At 60.8% G+C, this 429-nt stretch carries 1 protein-coding gene; it reads left to right on the forward strand.

Annotated features, from left to right (window positions below; genetic code table 11):
* Window positions 1–429, forward strand: a 429-nt coding sequence (locus K6N12_RS33710) for a molybdopterin-dependent oxidoreductase (protein ID WP_222149184.1), incomplete at both ends; no start/stop codon positions are given.

Here is a 429-nt window from a genome sequence, read left to right on the forward strand (position 1 = left end):
ATCCCCTGAGAATATCGAGTTTCCGTTTGCGTCGCTCTCCGATTGGCTGATCCCAACCGAGCTGTTCTTCGTGCGAAACCATTTCCCGTCGCCGGACCTCGATGCCCGAGACTGGAGATTGCGCGTTGGCGGGGCGGTGGAGCGGCCGATCGAACTTGACCTCGACAGCATCAAGGCGATGCGGAGCACGACTTTGACCGCCGTCGTCGAGTGTGCGGGGAATGGGCGCGTCTACTATGAGCCGCCGAAGGAAGGGTTGCAGTGGCAGAACGGAGCCGTCGGCAATGCCGCGTGGACAGGTATTCCTCTGCGCGAGATTTTAGAAATGGCGGGCGTTAAGCGAACCGCACGTGAGGTTCTGCTCGTAGGCGCAGACAGCGGCGTCGTCGACACGAGCAAGAAAACGGCTTCTCCGGGCCCCATCGCTTT

The organism is Rhizobium redzepovicii, assembly GCF_019793435.1.
Classification (GTDB): Bacteria; Pseudomonadota; Alphaproteobacteria; order Rhizobiales; family Rhizobiaceae; genus Rhizobium; species Rhizobium redzepovicii.